Origin of the sequence: Halobaculum magnesiiphilum, from assembly GCF_019823105.1 — an archaeon.
Classification (GTDB): domain Archaea; phylum Halobacteriota; class Halobacteria; order Halobacteriales; family Haloferacaceae; genus Halobaculum; species Halobaculum magnesiiphilum.
In genome coordinates, this window is the sequence record NZ_CP081958.1 from 1,859,350 (window position 1) to 1,878,200 (window position 18,851).

Genomic DNA, 18,851 nt, shown 5'->3' on the forward strand with positions numbered 1-18,851 from the left:
TCGCGCGCTTCCGACCGGCACCGAGGCCGGTCGACGCGCGCCGACCGCCGGTGGTTCCCGCCCATCGACCCCGACCGAGTACGAGCGTTTATCCCGCAGAACGCCTCACTCTCCCACAGCAATGGCGAGCGCGGACAGCGAGGACGAACGGGGTGAGCCGTGAGCGAAGCGACCCGTGATGACAGCGAGGAGGCCGACCCGGCCCACGGCGACGAGTTCCCCGTCCCCGAACTCAGCGAGCGCGCCGAGGCGTGCGCCGCCAGACTGCGCGAGGCGGGCGAGTTCCTCCTGTGCTCGCACATCGACGCCGACGGGCTCACCAGCGCCGCGGTCGCGACGGCGGCGTTCGAGCGCGCCGGCTTCGACTTCGAGACGGCGTTCTTCAAACAGCTCGACGCCGACGCGGTCGCCTCCATCGCCGCCACCGACTACGACGTGGTCTGTTTCACCGACTTCGGCAGCGGGCAGCTCGACGTGATCGCTCCCCACGAGGCGGCGGGCGAGTTCGTCCCCGTCATCGCGGATCACCACCAGCCCGCGGACGCGGAGACCGAGTTCCACCTCAATCCCCTGTTGGAAGGGCTCGACGGCGCGAGCGAACTGTCGGGCGCCGGGGCATCATACCTTCTCGCGCGCGCGCTCGGCGACGCGACCGACACCGACAACCGCGACCTCGCCGCCCTCGCGGTCGTGGGTGCCGTCGGCGACATGCAGGACGGCGACGGCGGCCTCTCGGGGGCCAACGAGGGGCTCGTCGCCGACGCGGTCGCCGCCGGCGCGCTGGAGGAGGTGACCGACCTGGCGCTGTACGGCCGCCAGACCCGTCCGCTCCCCAAGCTGCTGGAGTACGCCAGTGACGCCCGGATCCCGGGCATCTCGAACGACCAGGCCGGCGCCGTCGAGTTCCTCTCGGATCTCGACGTGCCGATGAAGGACGCCGACGGCGAGTGGCGCCGGTGGGTCGACCTCGACGCCGACGAGCGCCGGACGGTCGCCAGCGCGCTCATCCGCCGTGCCGTCTCCTCGGGCGTCCCCAGCGAGCGCGTGGACTCGCTCGTCGCCACCACCTACGTCCTCGCCGACGAGGAGCCCGGAACCGAGCTGCGCGACGTGAGCGAGTTCTCCACGCTGCTCAACGCGACCGCGCGCTACGAGCGCGCCGACGTGGGACTCGCCGTCTGTCTCGGCGACCGCGGCGAGGCGCTCGACCGCGCGCGAACCCTGCTTCGGAACCACCGCCGGAACCTCTCGGAGGGGCTCCAGTGGGTGACCAACGAGGGCGTCGAGCGCGAGGAACACATTCAGTGGTTCGACGCCGGCACCCGGATCCGCGAGACGATCGTCGGCATCGTCGCGGGGATGGCCGTCGGCGCCGACGGCGTCTCCGCCCGCAAGCCGATCGTCGCGTTCGCCGACAAGGGCGACGACGAGACGAAGGTCTCCGCAAGAGGGAGCGGCTTCCTCGTCCGTCAGGGACTGGACCTGTCGGCGGTGATGCGCGAGGCCAGCCGCGCGGTCGGCGGCGACGGCGGCGGCCACGACGTGGCCGCGGGCGCGACCATCCCGGCCGACGAACGTGAGACGTTCATCGCGACGGTCGACGAGCTCGTCGGCGAGCAGACATCCGGCGAGTGAACGCGCGGTCGCCTCGAGAGGCCGAGGACGGGTCCGGCGTCAGGCCGACTCGGACGTGGACGACGTGCCGAGGTCGCGAAACAGCATCCGGTAGTCGTCCGGCGAGAACGCGGACGCGAGGTCCTCCATCTCCGACTGCAGCGACTCGATGCGGTCGAGCAGGTCCTCGTACTCCGGCGAGGAGCGGAGTTCGGCCGGGGTCCGCTCTGCCTCGAGTACCGCCCGTTTCGTGACAAGCGAGGCGGTCTGCTGGAGGGTGTCGTCGTACTGGGCGCGCGTCCCCAGGCGTTCGACGGCCGACTGAATGTCGTCCCGGGTGGCGGGTTTCACGAGGTACAGGTCGAACCCCATCTCGACGATGTCGACGTCCGGCTCGACGGCGGTCACCATCGCGACCCGACAGTCGAGGCCGCGATCGCGGATCGACGCGAGCACGTCGGCGCCGGAGGTGTCCGGAAGCCGTCGGTCGAGGAGTACCGCGTCGGTCGTGTCGTCGACGATGTCGAGTGCCTCAGCGCCCGTGTTCGCGACCGTGACGTCGTAGGTTCCCGAGAGGTATCCGCGATAGAGATCGGCCACCTCGGGTTCGTCTTCGACGATGAGCACGCGCCGTGTCACCGCGACCGACCCCCGACGTGCTCGACCCCGCCGTCAGTCATGTTCGTCAACCGGATGTGTTTGTGCTTAAAGCTATCGCACACTGATTCGGCCGCAGAAAGCTGTTATCGGGAATATGTGTGGGGATATACACTTTGTCCTCCCGGCTCCGATCGCGGTCGCGCCCTCGGCACACGGCGGAACCGTTTTCATTTGTGAGGACGGCGGATACCAATATGGTAGCCACTGTTCCGACCGGGATCGACGGGCTCGACTCCGTCCTCAACGGCGGTCTCGTCGAGAACGCGACGGTGCTCGTGAGCGGAAACCCCGGGACGGGGAAGTCCCTCTTCGGGATCCAGTACCTCTACAACGGCGTCATCGACCACGACGAACACGGGATCTACATCTCCTTCGAGGAGAACGCCGAGGACATCCGGCAGGCGGCCGAGTCGATCGGCTTCGACCGCTGGGGCGACCTCGTCGACGACGGGTCGATCAAGGTGTACGACAAACAGCACATGCTCCGGGAGGGCGACTTCTCGTCGGCGCTCGACACGCTGTTGGAGGACTTCGCGAACGCCTCCTACGACCGGCTGGTGCTCGACTCGCTGACGATGTTCTCGCTGTTCTTCGAGGACGAGAAGGAGAAGCGCACGTACCTCCTGAAGTTCTCGGACATCCTGAAGCAGAACGGCCTCACCTCGCTGCTCATCAACGAGCAGGGGGCGGTGTTCCCCGAGACGGAGATCGGCCTGGAGAACTTCCTCACCGACGGGAACATCTACTTCATCCAGACGCCGACCGACTCCGGCGTCAACCGCTACGTCTGGGTGGCGAAGATGCGCAAGCAGGACATCGACACCGACATCTTCCCGATGGAGATCGACGACGGCGGGATCAAGGTGTACGAGCGCGCGGGCGGCTTCTCGATGATGGGTCGCGACGGCCCGGACGCCGGGTTCTGAGCGCGGGCTCGCCGTATCCGACCTCGGCGATCGCCGCTCGCGGTCGCGGTTCGGGTCCGATCAGCCGTCGGTCATCGTCCGCCACACGTCGTCGAGCTTGTTCTTCACCTCGGATCGCTCCTCCAATTCGACGGTCAGCCCGTCCCGGAACGTCACGTTCACGCCGTCGACGCACCGGCGGTACACCTTGATCCGGCGGTGTTCGTCCGAGAGCGGACGGTCGTGCAGCTCCAACAGCTCGGTGTTCTCCAACTCGTTGATGCGGCGGTAACAGGTGGCGATCGGCACGTCGAGCTGATCCGAGAGCTCCTGTGCCGACTTCGGCTCGCCCGCCGCGTCGAGGATCTCGGGGTTGTACTTGTTCCCCAGCACCTCGATGATCTCCTCGTCGTCCGCAGGCATGGCTCTCAATACTGATTGTGTGCATGATAAGCGTACCGCCTTCATCCCGGCTCCCTCCCCTGAATTCGAGCCCACCCTCCCCGATACTATCGTCGGCGATACTCTCAAGTCAGATATCTTTTCTGATATGCGGCGCCGTAGGTTTAATAGTCGATTCCGAGTCGTCGGCGCCACTGCCCGGCCCACGGCGGGTCAGGGACCGAGAGAACCACACAATGTTCGAATTCATCACGGACGAGGAAGAGCGCGGGCAGGTCGGTATCGGGACACTCATCGTGTTCATCGCGATGGTGCTGGTGGCGGCGATCGCCGCCGGCGTCCTGATCAACACCGCGGGATTCCTCCAAAGTAAGTCACAGGAAACGGGTCAACAGAGCAGTAAACAGGTCAGCAATCGCCTTCAGGAGGTCGTGACCGTCGGGCAGGTGTCCGGTAGCGAGGTCACCGCGGTGAACGTGACGGTGACGCAGGCGCCCGGCGCCGGCGAGATCGACCTGGAGAACGCGACGATCAACTGGATCGGGCCGTCCGGGACGGAGACGCTGACGCACAACTCCTCCGGAGCGGACGGGTGGGAGTTCACCACCGTAGCGGTCAAGAACACCGACGACTCGAACACGGTCCTCAACGATGCAGACGACCGGTTCAACATCAACTTCGATCTCGGCGCCAGCAACGGCCCCGGTAACCTGCAGGAGGGACAGTCGGTGACGATCAAGATCAACACGATGGCCGGCGCGACCACGAGCATCCGCTTCACGGTGCCCGAGTCGCTCGGTCAAAAGACCGCGGTCGAACTGTAACCATGTTCGAGTTCATCACCGAGGAGGAAGAGCGCGGCCAGGTCGGTATCGGGACGCTCATCGTGTTCATCGCGATGGTGCTCGTGGCGGCGATCGCCGCGGGTGTCCTGATCAACACCGCGGGCTTCCTCCAGAGCAAGTCACAGGAGACCGGCCAGCAGTCCAGCAAGCAGGTCAGCAACCGCCTCCAGGAGGTCGTCACGACCGGAACCGTCAACCAATCTACCAACGTCATCGAGGCGGTGAACGTGACGGTGACGCAGGCGCCCGGCGCCGGCGAGATCGACCTGGAGAACGCGACGATCACCTGGATCGGTCCGGAGGGCACGTTCATCCTCAACCACGAGAACGCGAGCACGCAGGTGGACGACTCGTTCACCACGTCCGTCGTGAAGAACGCGGAGGGCTCGCCCACCGTGCTCAACGATCCGGACGACCGGTTCGACATCAACTTCGATCTCACCGCAAGCAGCGACGAGCCGAACCTCCTCGAGGAGGGCGACGAGGTGACGATCAAGATCAACACGATGTCCGGCGCGACGACGACGATCCGCTTCACCGTGCCCGAATCGCTCGGGCAGAAGGAAGGCGTCGAGCTGTAAGCCGGCCGCATCGAACGCGACTACACTTTTTACCGCACGCCACAGAACACCGAACCATGAGCGACGACGCGCCGCGCGGAAACCCCGGCGTCGACCCGGACGACCTCGACATCTCGAAAAGCGAGTACGTCCGCGAGCTGGGCGACGACCGGTATGTCGTCTCGCCCGGGCGTCGTCAGCCGCAGCAGCCGCCGGAGGAGGACCGAACGGAGGAGCCGTCGGACGACGCGGGCGGCGACGCCGATGCCGGTGCGGACGCGGCGGAGGACCCCGATGTCGCGTCGACGGCCGAATCGGTCCGCCGAGGGCTCTCGCGGACGGATGGTCCCGGCGCCGCCGACGCGCCGGCGGACACGGCGGAGTCGTCCCCGCCGTCCCCGTCCGGGTCGCCGCCCCCGGACTCGTCCCACGCTGTCGGGGACGCGACGCGGCGATCGGACGACCCGACCCGCGGCGACGACGGGCTTCCGGGCGATCCGACGACGGACGACCAGCCGACGACGGACGACCGACCGTCGGCCGACGACCGCGCCGAATCCGGTGGTGGGTCGGGTGGCGAGTCGGGTGTCGAATCCGGCCCCCGGGATCGCCCGGCCTCACACGCCCGTCGGGGGGCACCACGGGGGGAAACGCCCGCCTCGTCGGCCGACCTCGACGCCGGGGCGGTCGGGGAGTGGCTCGCCGCCTCGCTCGCTGACACCGAGTTCGCGTACGGCTTCGACGCGACGCTCTCGCTCGACGGCCGCACGGCGCGCCACCGGATGGCCTCCGACGACGTGGGCGAGACCTTCGAGACGCTCGTGACTTGGTTCGCGGACGCCGCCGGCGGCGACACGCCCACGGAGGACGCGCTCGGGATCCTCCTGGCCGGGATGGACACCGGCCCGCGACTCTCGCCCAACGCCGTCCGCTCGGCGCTGGCCGGACTGGGCGTCTCCCGCGGCGACTCGGTCGAGGACGTGCTCGCGGCGATCGAGGAGGCGGGCGGCCTCCGACTGGAGTGACGCCGGCGCGTCGCGCGAGCCGACCGCGGTCGGCCCGCGACGCCGCGTCGCCGCCGAACTCCCGTTTTCACGCCTGATACCCGCGGGGGAGCGTTTATCATCGCCGTCGGGTGGATGTTCACCATATGCCGACCAGCGTTCTGATCGCGGACGACTCGGAGTTCATGCGGAACCTCCTGCGGGAGATCCTCGAGGGGGAGTTCGAGATCGTCGGCGAGGCCGAGAACGGCGTGGAGGCGGTCGACCTCTACGGCGAGCACGCGCCCGACATCGTGATGATGGACATCGTCATGCCGATCCGCAACGGGATCGAGGCGACCACCGAGATCACGGAGGAGCACCCCGACGCGAGCGTCATCATGTGCACCAGCGTCGGGCAGGAGGAGAAGATGAAGGCCGCCATCAAGGCGGGCGCCGAGGGGTACATCACGAAACCGTTCCAGAAGCCGAACGTGCTCGAAGCCATCAACGACGTCGTCCCCGCGTAGGGATGTACGTCGACATCCAGTCGCTGGGGGAGTTCTCCGATCTCGCGAGCCAGGGCGCCGACCGGGCCGCCGACGCGCTCGGGCAGCTCGCCGGCGCGAACGTGTACGTCGACGTGACCGACGTGACGCTGATGGCAGCCGGCGACCTGCGGGAGTCGTTCGCCGGTCGGGAGTTCGTCGGCGTCGAGATCGGGCTGCAGGGCGGGATCAGCGGGCAGACCGTGATGGCGTTCGAGCTGGAGGCCGCGGAGAGCCTCGTCGAGCGGCTGATGCCCGGCGGCGGCGACGGCGAGTTCGTCAGGAGCGGCGTCACCGAGGCGGGCAACATCATGACCTCGGGGTTCATCGACGGCTGGGCCGACCACCTCGGCGTCGGCATCGACATGACGCCGCCCTCGTACGTCCGGGCGTCGGGGACCGACATCCTCCCGGACGGCGCGTTCGACGACGACAGACAGGGCGTGTTCATGTTCGAGTCGCAGGTCTCCTCGATGGACGAGGACCTCGAGTTCGCGATCTACATGCTGCCCGAGTACGCCGGCTTCACCGACATGCTCGGCCACGACGGCCCCGTCGGCGAGTCCGGCGACGCGGTTCCGGTGAACAAGCTGCCGACGTTCAACGAGATGACCCGGCAGGGCGCGTCGTCGGCCGCCGACAACATCACGATGATGACCGGCACCGAGACGGACGTGGACGTGTCGCGCCTGCGGTTCGTCCCGGTGCAGGACGTGCCCTCCGAACTCGGGAAGGAAACGGTCGCCGGGACGGTGTTCGAGCTTCACGGCGACCCGAGCGGCTACCTCGCCATCCTCTTCGACGAGGCCTCGGCCGAGGAGGTCGCCGGCGGGATGATCCCCACAGAGACCGAGCCCGGGATCGGCGACATGGAGAAGGGCGCGCTGCGGGAGCTGGGCAACATCATGACCTCGGGGTTCATCGACGGCTGGGCGAACGTGCTCGGCACGAGCATCGAGCACACCCCGCCGCAGTTCGTCCACGACATGGGCTCGGCGGTGATGAGCCCGCTCGTGAGCCGGCTCGGGAAGACGCAGGACCACGCGTTCATCATCGACTCGACGGTCCGAACCCCCGACGGCAACGTCCGGTGTGACATCTACGCCCTCCCCGACCAGCGCGAGCTGGCCGCGGCGCTGGACCGCATCGAACCCGCCGCGACCGACGGCGGCCTTCCCCGGTGAGCCCGCCGTGAGCCCGACCGGCTCGCCGAACGCGGGGACGCCGTCCGCGCAGCCGGCGCTCGATCGGTCCGCTCCGCGCCGGAAGGTCGGGCTCTCGGACGCGGCGGTGGCGACCGACGGCGCGGTGTTGGTCACCAGCGGGCTCGGGTCCTGCCTCGGGGTCGCGCTGCACGACCCGAACGTCGGCGTCGGCGGCCTCCTCCACGCGATGCTTCCGGCGTCCGACGGGCGCCCGGGCGCCCCCGAGAAGTTCGTCGTCGACGGCATCGACGCGACCGTCGCCGCGATGGTCGACGCCGGCGCCGACCCCGACGGACTCCGCGCGAAAACCGCCGGCGCGGCCGGGATGATCGAGTTCGAGACCGGCGGCGCCGACGGATCGGTCGGCGACCGAAACGTCGCGGCCGCGGAGGCGGCACTGCGCGACCGCGGGATCCCCGTCGTCGGGACGGACACCGGCGGCGCCCGCGGCCGGTCGCTCCGGTTCGACACGGCCACGGGCGCGCTGCACGTCTCCTACGCCGGCGGCGAGACGGTCGTGTTGTAACTCGGGTCCGCAGCCGACCTCAGATCGACTCGCTGTCACGTTATCCCGGCGCTCCAGAACCGAGATCGGGCACGAGACCCGCCGAACAAACCGTTATCGGGCACGATAATCCGCGGGATGGGTTTAAGTTTCGTTCGGGGGTGTTCAGGGGTAATGGGTCTCCTCACCGCGCTACCGGGAGCAGGGGTCGGCGGGATCCCAGGGGCCGACGCGACACTCCTCGTCTCGTTCGGGCTTCTGGGGGCCAGCCTGCTCGATCGCTTCCGCGACGGCGACGACGGGCCCGGGGACGTCGACGACGGCGGCGACGATCTGCTCGGCGGCGACGACGGCGCCTTCGGCGGCGACGGCGGCGGCGACGACGACGACCTCGGTGACCTCGGCGGCATGGACGACTGGGACGACGACGACCCCTTCGGGGGCGAGGACGGCGGCGGCGACGACGGCGTCGCCGAACTGGAGAAACGCGTCGACGACCTCGAAAACGAGGTCGCGAGCCTCTCCTCGACCGTCAACACGGTTCGCTCGGAGAACGAGGAGATCTCCGGGAAGGTCGAGGACATGGGGGAGGACGTCCGCAGCCTGCTCGACATCTACGAGATGGTGACGCGCGGGATCAACCCCTTCGTCGACGACGTGCAGGGCGGAGGAGACCTCGGCGGCGAGGGCGACTTCGGCCTGTTCGACGACGCGGGCGGCGACGGCGGCGACGACGAGGAGGACCTCGACGAGGACCTCGCCAGCGCCGACGCGGAGGGGTTCTTCGACGAGGACCTCGCCGGCGACGGGATGGACGACCTCGACGAGATGGACGAGGGCGACGACCTCGACGGGATGGACGACGAGGACGACCTCGGCGACATGGAGGGGATGGACGAGGCGGACGGCTTCGACGACGACCTCGACGGCTTCGGGGACGACGACGCGGATGACACCGATTCAGACACCATGGCGACCGACAACGGCGGCGGAAAGAGTTTCAGTGAACTGAAAGACGAGTACGAGTCGGGCGACGCCGACTGGGACGAGGGCGAGGCCCCGGACGACGGGGAGGGCGACGCGCTCGACGCCCTCGACGCCGAGCCGGAGTCCAACGGCCACGACGAGGCCGGCGACCTCGGAATGGGCGGCGAGGAGGAGCCGGAACCCGATCCGGATCCGGCCCCCGAATCGACGGCCGGCCCGACGGACCCGAGCCGACGCGGCGAGGGCGTCGACGAGAACGGCGGCTTCGAGTTCGTCGAGGAGGACGACCTCTCCGACGAGCCGGACAAGCCGTACCTCACGAGCCTGCCGGGCGACTACGTGGGCGACCTGATGGTGATGGAGTGGCTGGAGTTCCTCGTCGAGGAGTCGACCACGACCGACGCGGTGCGCGCGGTCAACTACTACGAGCGCGTCGAGTGGATCGACGAGGAGGTCGCCGACCAGCTCAAGGGATTCCTCTCGGGCTTCGGCGACATCGACCGCAACCTCATGGACCGTCCCGGCACCGACCACCTCGACCTGGACCACCACACGCGCTCGCTCAAGTACATCATGCAGTTGACCGACGCCACGGCCGAGTCCGTCGTCATCGACCGGTGGCCGCAGCTCTCGGGGGGCATGCATGGGCCTCAGCGTTAGTGCCTCTGCTGGTGTCGTCTTCCTCGGCGTGTTCCTCGCGGTCGGCATCGTCTACCCCGCCGCGGCCAACGGCTTCGAGCAGGTGAGCGACGCACGCCACGACGCCGCCGACCGCGCGCTCGAGCGCGCGAACACCGGCGTCGACGTGACGAACGCGACGTACTACTCGGGCAACGACACCGTGGTCGTGCTCGCCGACAACGACGGGACGACGACGGTCGGCGTGAACGACGCGACGCTGCTCGTCGACAACGAGATCCCGCCGGAGGCGAACGTCACCCGGTCGGTCGAGGGCGACGCCGCGACGGCCCTGTGGCTCCCCGGGGAGACGGCCCGGTTCGAGATCGAGGTCGGCGCGACCGCGCCGAACCGCACGCAGGTCGTCGTCGAGCACGGCGTCCGCGACGCGATCGAGGTGAACTGAGATGGCGGGTGGGAGCGCCGCCGAGCTCATCCTGTTCATCGCGGCCATCGTCATCGCGGCGTCGGTCGCCGGCACCCTGACGAACGAGGTCGACCGCGTCAGCGACGCCATCTCGGCGAAGTCGCTCGACGTGGCCGGCGAGATCCGCGCCGACGCCGAGATCGTCTCCGACGCCGGCGCGCAGGTGTACAACCGCTCCGGCGACGAGAACGTCACCATCCACGTCCGTAACACGGGTGCATCGGATCTCCCGGCGGAGCCGGGGACGTTCGACGTCCTCCTGGACGGCGAGTACCAGACGGGCGTGAACGTCTCCGTCGTCGGCGGCGGCGAGATCTGGCACCGCGGCGACGTGGTTCGCCTCGAGTTCTCGACGCCGGACCTCCCCGACGGCGACCACCGGCTGAAGCTGGTCGTCAGCGGCGACGAGGAAGTGTTCCGATTCAGATCCTAAGCTGCACCACACCACCCACTCCTCACAACCCACCACCCACCTCTCACAACCAACCTCTCACAATGTCACGAGCACAACAGAACACGCTGCTGTCGATCGGCCTGCCCGAGCGCGACCAACTGAACAAGGAACTCGGCGGGGGGATCCCCCGCGGGTCCATCGTCCTCATGGAGGGCGACTACGGCGCCGGGAAGTCGGCGCTGTCCCAGCGGTTCGCGTACGGCCTCGTCGACGAGGGCGCGTCCGTCACCCTGCTGTCGACGGAGCTGACCGTCTCGGGGTTCATCGACCAGATGTACTCGCTGCGCTACGACGTGACGAAGCCGCTGCTCAACGAGGAGCTGCTGTTTCTCGCGGCGGACTTCGACTCCGGCGGCAACTTCTCCGAGAGCGACGCCGACCGCAAGGAGCTGCTCAAGCGCCTGATGGAGGCGGAGACGATGTGGAACTCCGACGTGATCATCCTCGACACGTTCGACTCCATCCTCCGCAACGACCCCACCTTCGAGGCGCTCGTGCGCAACAACGACGAGCGGCAGGCCGCCCTGGAGATCATCTCGTTCTTCCGCGACATGATCTCCTCGGGCAAGGTGATCGTGCTCACCGTCGACCCCTCCGCCGTCGGCGACGACGCCATCGGCCCGTTCCGCTCGATCGCCGACGTGTTCTTCGAGCTGCAGATGGTCGAGGTCGGCTCCGACGTGCGCCGGAATATCTCCGTCAAGCGCTTCGCCGGGATGGGAAGCCAGGTCGGCGACTCGATCGGCTTCTCGGTGCGCTCGGGCACCGGGATCGTCATCGAATCGCGCAGCGTCGCCTGAGCGGCCGCCGTCCGAGCGGCCCTCGCGGGAGCGACGGCGGCGACCACGAGTGCGAGCGCCGGGAGGAGCGCGCGACCGCCCCTCCGAGTGGGTCGCCGCCGACGCTCATCGCTCGCCGCCGGGAGGTCACTGTCGTCCCCGGACGCGTCCTCCGGCGCCGTGTATTGTTATCGCCGGTGATAGCTCGCGGGGAGGGTTTAAGCCTCGTTCGCGGGTGTGTCGTCGTAATGAGCATCACCCTCGCCGGGAGCCGGGGGCGCGGTGCCGTCACGGCCGATGACGGGTGCCGGTCGTCGTCGGCGCGGAGGTGCATTCGATGACAGATCAAGGACAGGCGAACCCCTCGAGCGAGCTGAAGCAGCTGGCGATGAAGCGGCCGCATCTGCGCGAGCACCTGCAGAAGTTCAAGCAGATCACGGGGGAGTTCCCGATGTTCGTCGACGAGATCGAGGGCGAACACGAGGCCCGCCGCCCGAACGTGCTGTACCCGGTCGGCGGCCCGATCTTCTGTCACGTGTACGGCGACTTCGGACAGGACACGAAGTACTACACCGTCGAGCCGACGCTGTCGGGCGCCGAGGAGGAGGTGCTCGACACGGTGAAATCGAAGCTGCTGCGCCAGAGCGGCCACAAGCCCGCCCCCGAGGGGGAGTCGGGATACGACGACCTCATCGAGGAACTGCTGGAGGACGTCACCGCCGTCACCGAGGAACAGGGCCAGCGCAACGTCCTCTCGACGATCAAGAACTTCGGCCGCGTCGAGGTGTCGAAACAGACGTACGACAACATCCGCTACCGGCTCAACCGTGACATCGTCGGGTTCGGGCCGCTGGAGCCGGTCATGCGCGACCCGGAGAACGAGGACATCCACGTCATCGGCCCGAAGGAGTGCCACGTCGACCACGGCGTCTTCGGCATGCTGGAGACGACCGTCGACTTCGGGACGCCAACGGAGTTCGACAACTGGCTGCGCAACATGGGCGAGCGGATGGGCGACCCCGTCTCCGACTCCAACCCCATCATCGACTCGACGCTGCCGGACGGGTCGCGTATCAACATCATCTACTCCGACGACGTGTCGATCAAGGGCTCCTCGCTCACCATCCGCCAGGGCGAGGAGACGCCCCTCTCGATCAACCAGATCACGAAGTGGGGAACGCTCAGCCCCGAACTGGCGGCGTACCTCTGGCTGTGTCTGGAGAACGAGCAGACCGTCTTCGTCGTCGGGGAGACGGCGTCCGGGAAGACGACGACGCTCAACGCCGTCCTCTCGTACATCCCCCGGGACTCGAAGATCTACACCGCGGAGGACACCGCGGAGGTCGTCCCGCCCCACAGCACGTGGCAGCAGCTCCTGACGCGGGAGGGCGACGGCGGCGATTCCAACGACGTGGACATGTTCGACCTCGTCGCCGCCGCGCTGCGCTCGCGCCCCGACTACATCATCGTGGGTGAGGTCCGCGGCGCCGAGGGTCGCATGGCGTTCCAGGCGGCCCAGACGGGTCACCCGGTCATGCTGACGTTCCACGCCTCCGACATCGTCTCGATGATCCAGCGGTTCACCTCCGAGCCGATCAACGTCCCGGAGACGTTCATGGACGTGGCCGACGTGGCGCTGTTCCAGAACCGCGTCAAGCAGGGGGACGACGTGCTGCGTCGGGTCACCTCGGTGCAGGAGATCGAGGGGTACTCCAAGGAGATGGACGGCGTCGTCACCCGGCAGGTGTTCGACTGGGACCCCGTGGAAGACGAGATCGTCTTCCGCGGGCGCAACAACTCCTACGTGCTCGAAGAGCAGATCGCGACGCTGCTGGGCTACGCCGACACCCGCGACATCTACGACGACCTGAGCTTCCGCGCGGAGCTCATCGAGCGGATGATCCAGGAGGGCATCCTCGGCTACCACGAGGTGAACGAGGCGATCACCTCCTTCCAGCGCGACGGCGTCGACGGGCTCCCCTTCGACATGCACCGCACGACCTGAGCGCCGCGCATGAGCACGAACAGCGCGTCCGCGTCCGACTTCTTCCCCGACTCCGCAGCGGAGCTCGCCGCCGATCTGGTGGCGTCGTACGACGCGCTGGACATGTCCAAGCGGAAGTACGTCGGCTACATCCTGGCCCCTTCGGCGGCGTTCTTCCTGCTCACGATCGTCGGCGCGTTCCTGCTCCCGCTGCCGGTGACGGTCCGCCTGCCGATCCCCGCGCTCGGGACCCTGATACTCGTCGCGGCGGTGTTCTACCCGAAGCTGTACCTCAACGGCCGCCAGGTCGCCATCGAGAACCAGCTCCACCTGGTGATGACGCACATGACGGTGCTGTCGACGACGAACATCGACCGCATGGAGGTGTTCCGGACGCTCGCGACCGAGGAGGAGTACGGCGCCGCCGCAGACGAGCTCGCGCGCGTCGTCCACCTCGTCGACACGTGGAACCAGTCGCTCGACGACGCGCTGCGCCGGCGGGCGAAGGAGGTCCCCTCGGACGTGTTCTCGGACTTCTTCGACCGCCTCGGCTACACCATCGGCGCCGGGCAGACCCTCGACGACTTCCTGCTGTCCGAGCAGGACGCGGTCATCCAGAACTACATCACGGTGTACGAGGGGGCGCTGGCGAACCTGGAGGTCATGAAGGACCTCTACATGTCGATGATCCTCTCGATGACGTTCGCGCTGGTGTTCGCCATCGTCCTCCCGATCCTCACCGGCGACAACCCGACGCTCACCGTCTCGGCGGTCATCGTCCTGTTCATGCTGGTGCAGTTGGGCTTCTACGTCGTCATCCGGGCGATGGCCCCCCACGACCCCGTCTGGTTCCACTCCGAGGAGGGGGCGCCCTCGGACTTCCGGCTGTGGTCCAGCTTCGCGGTCGGCGTCTTCGGGACCGCCGCGCTCGTCGTCTTCGTCGGCGCCGGCCTGTTCAACGTCGGGCCGGGGCTGCGCGGGCTGCTCTTCTTCCTCGAGGACATCCCGCTCGCGCTGTACATCTGCGTCCCGATCACGCCGATGGCGATCACCGGGGTGATGCTCCGGTTCGAGGAGCGCAACATCGAGGAGCGGGACGGGGAGTTCCCGTCGTTCATCCGCGCGCTCGGTGCCGCCGAGTCGGCCAAACAGTCGACGACCGGCGACGTGCTCGCGACGCTCCACAAGAAGGACTTCGGCGCGCTCACGCCGGCGATCGTCCGCCTGTACCGCCGGCTCAACATCCGGATCAGCTCCGAGCAGGCGTGGTACACCTTCGCGACGGACACGCGCTCGTATCTCATCCAGAAGTTCTCGGACATGTACCTCGAGGGGCGCTCGATGGGCGGCCGGCCGAAGCTGCTCGGCGAGCTCATCTCCCAGAACATGAACACCGTCATGCAGCTGCGCGAGCAGCGCCGGCAGGCGACGGTGACGATGATCGGGCTGCTGTACGGGATCACCTCCGCGTCGGCGTTCGCGTTCTTCATCGGCCTGCAGGTCGTGAACATCCTCGCGGACCTGTCCCAGCAGTTCAACATCACCAACGCCGGCGGCGTCGGCAAGATCATCTACGCCGGGGTGTACGACATCGCGCTCATCGAGTTCCTGCTCCTGCTGGTCATCCTGTTCAACGCCGTGCTCTCGTCGGTGATGATCCGCACCATCGACGGCGGCAACAAGGCGAACGCCTACCTCCACTTCGTGCTCATGACGTGGCTCGGCTCCGGCGTCGCCATCTTCACGAAACACCTCGTCAGCGCGATCCTCACGATCTGAGTCCGAGCGTGCGGTGACGCCATCGATCGCGCGGGTGCCGAACGTGCGGATACGGAAGCGATCGCGGCCTGTCCCCGATCCCCGTCGCTCTCACGGCTGATACGTCACGGCGAACCCTTATACTCGCCCGACGCGGAGTCGTTGATAGCGGCGGTCGCAGGGACGCGGGAGCCGACCGCCGTCGGGTCGCGGCGAAGCCATGGGTAGGGACCTGGCGTTCGCGCGAACCCCGAGTCGGCCGCCCCGGTCGGGGCGGCCGGTGTTGTTCTCGTCGTGGCTGTCCGGTCCGTTCACAGCGAATGCGTCGTCGGCGACGCCGGGGCCAACGCCCGCGGTCGACGCCGGCAGGTCATGACCGACGTGCCGCCGGCGAGTCGTGACCGACGTGCGTACGACGCGGCGGCGCCGCTCGCCGTCGAGCGCGTCGAAAAAACGGAACCGAACGCAGCGGCGATTGCCCGCTCAGTCGTCGGCCTGGCCGCCGTCGGTGGCGACCGCGCCGCCCGTGCCCCTGCGGGCCTCCTGGATGTTGTCGTACCCCATCTTGACCAGCGACAGCGCCAGGTAGATCAGGGTGAACGCGATGGCGATCTGGACGACCGCCGACAGCATCGCGAAGGCCCCCGCCTCGGCCATCCACGCGTCGTTGAGGAACTTCGCGTAGATGTTGTCGTGGAGCGCGAGCCACAGCAGCCCGAGAACGGTGATCGTCACCATGACCACCATCGGGCCGCCGGTGGAGATGAGCTGCTTCGAGTCGCTCCAGTTGGCGAGCCACACCGTCGCGGTGAGCAGCGCCAGCGCAGCGAGCAGCTGGTTCGCGCCGCCGAACAGCTGCCACAGCGTCAGCCACGAGCCGCTCGTGATCATGACGTACGCGGGCACCGCCTGCACGACCGCGTTGCCGTAGCGGTCGGCCGCGAACGACTCGACCGGCGACTCGGGCGTGCCGACGATCTCCTCCATCATGTACCGACCCAGCCGGACGGCGGTGTCGGTCGACGTGAGCAGGAAGCTCACGAGCACCAGCGCCATGAACGGGCCGCCGAAGGAGGTCGGGATGCCGAAGCTCGTCAGGATGAGCCCGCCGCCGGTCGCGAACGTCGGCAGCGCGAGGCCGATGCCGCCGCCGACCTCGGGCGCGACGAGCGCGACCGTGATCAGCGCGACGGTGGCGAGCAGTCCCTCGCCGAGCATCCCGCCGTAGCCGATCGCGCGCGCGTCGGTCTCCTTGTTCAGCTGCTTCGAGGTCGTCCCCGACGACACCAGCGAGTGGAACCCGGAGATGGTCCCGCACGCGATGGTGATGAACAGCAGCGGGAACAGCGGCGCGCCGGAGCGGCCGATGAACCCGTAGAACGGTTCGAGTTGCGTGGTGAGCGGCTGGCTCGGCGTGATCGCGCCGATGCCCATCGCGCCGCCCAGCGTGCCGACGATGATCGCCAGCAGTGCCCCGCCGACCCCCGAGTACAGGAGGAACGACGAGAGGTAGTCACGCGGCTGCAGCAGCACCCACACCGGAAGCGCGCTCGCGAGCGCCCCGTACACGAGGATGATCGGGATCCACGCGGCGGTGTTGGCGCCGAGCGCGCCCGCGCCGGGGATCCACGACCCGCCGCTGCCCAGCAGAACGATCGTCTGTGCGGGCGCACGTGCGGCCGGCTCGAACAGCGCGACCGGGACCAGCGTCCCGACGTACACGCCCGCGAACATCGCGGCGACGAACGCGATCGTCCCCGGGATGAACGAGAGGTTCAGCTGGTACAGGTACACGCCGAACAGCACCGCCAACCCGATGTAGATCAGGCTCGCGGTCGCCGCCTCGGGGTACGCGTTGAACACGATCGCGACCACGAGTGCGAACACCGCGACGACGAGCACGATCGTGAGGAACGCGAACCACAGCAGCATGTTCTTGCCGCGCTCGCCCACGTACTCGCCGATGATGTACCCGATCGACTTCCCCTCGTGTCGGAGGCTCGCCGACAGCGAGACGAAGTCGTGGACCGACCCCATCAGCGGGTTGCCGATGGCGATCCACAAGATCGCGGGTACCCAGCCCCACACGACACCCGCGGTGATGGGACCCACGATGGGCGCGCCGCCAGCGATACTCGAATAGTGATGCCCCAAGAGTACCGGCTTCTTCGCCGGAACGTACTCCTGTCCGTCCTCGTATTTGTGTGCCGGCGTCTCCCGGTCCTCGTCCAGTTCGACGAACTGTGCGAGATACCGCGAGTACCCGAGATACCCCGCACTGAACAGTGCGAGTACCCCGATCACCAGCCACATTGCTGCCACCATGCTTGTTACCTCGTCACAGTCGTGTGCAGAATGAATATAAAAACATTAACCTTCGATGGTGGATCGACGGCGCTCAAACGGCAGTTTCGCCGGCCTGAACGATCGTTCTCCCTTCGTTACGTACCATTCGGTAGTGGATTTTGCGGAAAATCTGTCGTTGAATACTTTGTGGTTTGCCGCGCGCGCCTCGCGCGCACCCCACACACCCCACGCCGAACCGAACCGGGTCATCCCCGGCCGGGTGACTCACGCCGAGCCGTCCGGGGGGGTCGCGGGCGGGGCCGCCTCGATGTCGAGCTCGTCGGCGACCTCCGTGAGGAAGTCGCCCTTCACCTCCTCGACGCGGGTCTCGATCTCGGCGACGACGGGTTGCTCGAACTCCTCGCGAAGCGTCCGGAGGTGCGCGCGCTCGGTCGCGACGCGGTCGCGGAGGTAGCGCGCCCCGCGGCCGTTCTCGTCGTCGTCGGGCGAGGGAGTGAGCCGGTTCACCGCGAGCCCACGAACGGCGAGCCCGCGGTCGGCGAGTCCCTCGGCCGCGCGCCGCGTCTCACGCACCGACAGCTCGTCGGGGTTGACGACGAGGAAGAAGGCGGCGTGCTCGCGCAGCGTCTCGCCGGCGTACTCGAAGAACTCCTTGCGCTCCTGTAACCGCGCGAGGATCGGGTCGCCGTCCATCACTCTCCGGGGTTCGTTGTTGCCGATCGCGGCCTTCTCGTACAGGTCGATCGACTTCTCGCGCTTGCGCCGCAGCCGGTCGATCCACCCCTCCAGGAAGTCCGGCAGTCCGAGCAGCCGGAGCGTGCCGCCGGTGGGGGAGGTGTCGAAGACGACGCGGTCGAAGTCGTCGCTGGAGCGCATCACGTCGACGAACCGGTCGAACAGCGCGGCCTCGTAGGCGCCCGGGGTCTGATGTGCCATCTCGATCTGGCGGTCGATCTCGTTGACGAGCGCGGCGCTCACCTGGTCGCCGAGCGCGCGCTTCGTCTCCATCAGGTGGTGTTCGACCTCCTCGTCGGGGTCGATCTCCATCGCCCACAGCCCCTCGCGTCCCTCGACGGCCTGCGGCTCGTCGCCCAGTTCCTGGTCGAACACGTCCGACGTCGAGTGGGCCGGGTCCGTCGAGACGACGAGCGTGTCAAGCCCCGCGTCCGCGCACTTGACCGAGTACGCCGCCGACATCGTCGTCTTGCCGACGCCGCCCTTCCCGCCGAAGAACACGAACTTCTCCATGT

General features: G+C 68.0%; 18 protein-coding genes. 14 read left to right on the forward strand and 4 right to left on the reverse strand.

Going from position 1 to position 18,851, the window contains the following annotated elements:
• The first annotated feature begins 159 nt into the window (after positions 1-159).
• Positions 160-1,635, forward strand: a complete 1,476-nt coding sequence (gene recJ / locus K6T50_RS09395) for a RecJ family nuclease (protein WP_222606352.1) — start codon at positions 160-162, stop codon at positions 1,633-1,635.
• 39 nt (positions 1,636-1,674) lie between these two features.
• On the opposite strand, the gene K6T50_RS09400 is transcribed toward recJ, so the two are convergent.
• Positions 1,675-2,253: a HalX domain-containing protein gene (locus K6T50_RS09400; protein ID WP_222606353.1), complete on the reverse strand. Its 579-nt coding sequence runs from the start codon at positions 2,251-2,253 to the stop codon at positions 1,675-1,677.
• Between the two features lie 215 nt (positions 2,254-2,468).
• Between K6T50_RS09400 and K6T50_RS09405 the strand changes: the two genes are divergently transcribed.
• Positions 2,469-3,200 (forward strand): RAD55 family ATPase, encoded by a 732-nt coding sequence (locus K6T50_RS09405; RefSeq protein WP_222606354.1) that lies wholly within the window; start codon positions 2,469-2,471, stop codon positions 3,198-3,200.
• 60 nt (positions 3,201-3,260) lie between these two features.
• Here the strand turns inward: K6T50_RS09405 and K6T50_RS09410 are convergent, their stop codons facing one another.
• Positions 3,261-3,602, reverse strand: coding sequence for a helix-turn-helix domain-containing protein (locus tag K6T50_RS09410; protein WP_222606355.1), 342 nt, complete (start codon positions 3,600-3,602; stop codon positions 3,261-3,263).
• Positions 3,603-3,817: 215 nt separating this feature from the next.
• Here K6T50_RS09410 and K6T50_RS09415 point away from each other — a divergent pair, with 215 nt between their 5' ends.
• The 12 genes from K6T50_RS09415 to flaJ all read left to right on the forward strand — a co-directional run bounded on the left by K6T50_RS09415 (position 3,818) and on the right by flaJ (position 15,315).
• On the forward strand, positions 3,818-4,405 hold the full coding sequence (locus K6T50_RS09415) for an archaellin/type IV pilin N-terminal domain-containing protein (protein ID WP_222606356.1): 588 nt from the start codon (positions 3,818-3,820) through the stop codon (positions 4,403-4,405).
• 2 nt (positions 4,406-4,407) lie between these two features.
• Entirely contained in the window at positions 4,408-5,007 is a 600-nt protein-coding gene (locus tag K6T50_RS09420; RefSeq protein WP_222606357.1) for an archaellin/type IV pilin N-terminal domain-containing protein, read from the forward strand.
• Positions 5,008-5,063: 56 nt separating this feature from the next.
• Positions 5,064-6,011: a DUF7500 family protein gene (locus K6T50_RS09425; protein WP_222606358.1), complete on the forward strand. Its 948-nt coding sequence runs from the start codon at positions 5,064-5,066 to the stop codon at positions 6,009-6,011.
• 125 nt (positions 6,012-6,136) lie between these two features.
• Positions 6,137-6,499, forward strand: a complete 363-nt coding sequence (gene cheY, locus K6T50_RS09430; protein ID WP_159670067.1) for a chemotaxis protein CheY — start codon at positions 6,137-6,139, stop codon at positions 6,497-6,499.
• 2 nt (positions 6,500-6,501) lie between these two features.
• Positions 6,502-7,701, forward strand: coding sequence for a chemotaxis protein CheC (locus K6T50_RS09435; RefSeq protein WP_222606359.1), 1,200 nt, complete (start codon positions 6,502-6,504; stop codon positions 7,699-7,701).
• 7 nt (positions 7,702-7,708) lie between these two features.
• Entirely contained in the window at positions 7,709-8,248 is a 540-nt protein-coding gene (locus K6T50_RS09440) for a chemotaxis protein CheD (RefSeq protein WP_222606360.1), read from the forward strand.
• Positions 8,249-8,401: 153 nt separating this feature from the next.
• The gene (locus K6T50_RS09445) at positions 8,402-9,874 is read left to right on the forward strand and encodes a FlaD/FlaE family flagellar protein (protein ID WP_222606361.1); all 1,473 of its coding nucleotides are present in this window, start codon (positions 8,402-8,404) and stop codon (positions 9,872-9,874) included.
• The gene (gene arlF, locus K6T50_RS09450) at positions 9,858-10,298 is read left to right on the forward strand and encodes an archaellum stator protein ArlF (RefSeq protein WP_222606362.1); all 441 of its coding nucleotides are present in this window, start codon (positions 9,858-9,860) and stop codon (positions 10,296-10,298) included. The genes K6T50_RS09445 and arlF overlap by 17 nt, the downstream gene beginning before the upstream one ends.
• A 1-nt stretch (position 10,299) precedes the next feature.
• Positions 10,300-10,752, forward strand: a complete 453-nt coding sequence (gene arlG / locus K6T50_RS09455; protein ID WP_222606363.1) for an archaellum stator protein ArlG — start codon at positions 10,300-10,302, stop codon at positions 10,750-10,752.
• Between the two features lie 62 nt (positions 10,753-10,814).
• Positions 10,815-11,573 (forward strand): archaellum protein ArlH, encoded by a 759-nt coding sequence (gene arlH / locus K6T50_RS09460; RefSeq protein WP_222606364.1) that lies wholly within the window; start codon positions 10,815-10,817, stop codon positions 11,571-11,573.
• A gap of 316 nt (positions 11,574-11,889) precedes the next feature.
• The gene (locus tag K6T50_RS09465) at positions 11,890-13,557 is read left to right on the forward strand and encodes a type II/IV secretion system ATPase subunit (RefSeq protein ID WP_222606365.1); all 1,668 of its coding nucleotides are present in this window, start codon (positions 11,890-11,892) and stop codon (positions 13,555-13,557) included.
• A gap of 9 nt (positions 13,558-13,566) precedes the next feature.
• Positions 13,567-15,315 carry an archaellar assembly protein FlaJ gene (flaJ, locus tag K6T50_RS09470; protein WP_222606366.1) on the forward strand — a complete coding sequence of 583 codons (1,749 nt, stop codon included), beginning with the start codon at positions 13,567-13,569 and terminating at the stop codon, positions 15,313-15,315.
• A gap of 462 nt (positions 15,316-15,777) precedes the next feature.
• On the opposite strand, the gene K6T50_RS09475 is transcribed toward flaJ, so the two are convergent.
• Positions 15,778-17,619: a carbon starvation CstA family protein gene (locus K6T50_RS09475; RefSeq protein ID WP_222606367.1), complete on the reverse strand. Its 1,842-nt coding sequence runs from the start codon at positions 17,617-17,619 to the stop codon at positions 15,778-15,780.
• Between the two features lie 246 nt (positions 17,620-17,865).
• Positions 17,866-18,849, reverse strand: a complete 984-nt coding sequence (locus K6T50_RS09480; protein ID WP_222608882.1) for an ArsA family ATPase — start codon at positions 18,847-18,849, stop codon at positions 17,866-17,868.
• Positions 18,850-18,851: the final 2 nt, after the last annotated feature.